Origin of the sequence: Vibrio sp. 10N.222.55.C6 (genome assembly GCF_041473395.1) — a bacterium.
In the GTDB taxonomy this organism is placed as follows: domain Bacteria; phylum Pseudomonadota; class Gammaproteobacteria; order Enterobacterales; family Vibrionaceae; genus Vibrio; species Vibrio crassostreae_C.
This window is the reverse complement of sequence record NZ_JBFRSD010000074.1, coordinates 1-345: the sequence shown is the minus strand read 5'-3', so window position 1 is coordinate 345 and position 345 is coordinate 1. Positions and strand designations below refer to the sequence as shown.

The window sequence follows — 345 nt, the reverse complement described above, 5'->3', positions numbered from 1 at the left end:
GTGATCGTGATGGTTTCTGTATCTGCGCCATCCGCCGTCGGGATCGTGTACGTCACCGTCTCGCTTTCATTCGCATCCAGGTACTGCACCGCGTCGTTATTCACGGTGTACGTCCACGTACCATCGGCTGCGATGCTTAAGCTGCCCAGCTCGGAGCTCACGGTTGAGTTGTCCGCATCGAACACTGGCGTGCCGAACGCGCCATCGCCGTCCGCATCGGTCAGCGTCACGCTGCCCGTCGTGGTTAGGTTGCCGTCAGTCACCGCAACGTCTTCCGTCACGCTGCCTGTATCGCTGTCGCCAGTTTCTAGCGTGATTTCTGAGTCGTCTTCCGCACCATTGATG

The 345-nt window shown here is 59.1% G+C and carries 1 protein-coding gene; it reads right to left on the bottom strand.

What is annotated here, in order from left to right:
- The coding region (locus AB4486_RS22585; RefSeq protein ID WP_372043170.1) for a VCBS domain-containing protein at window positions 1–345 on the bottom strand (345 nt) is incomplete at both ends.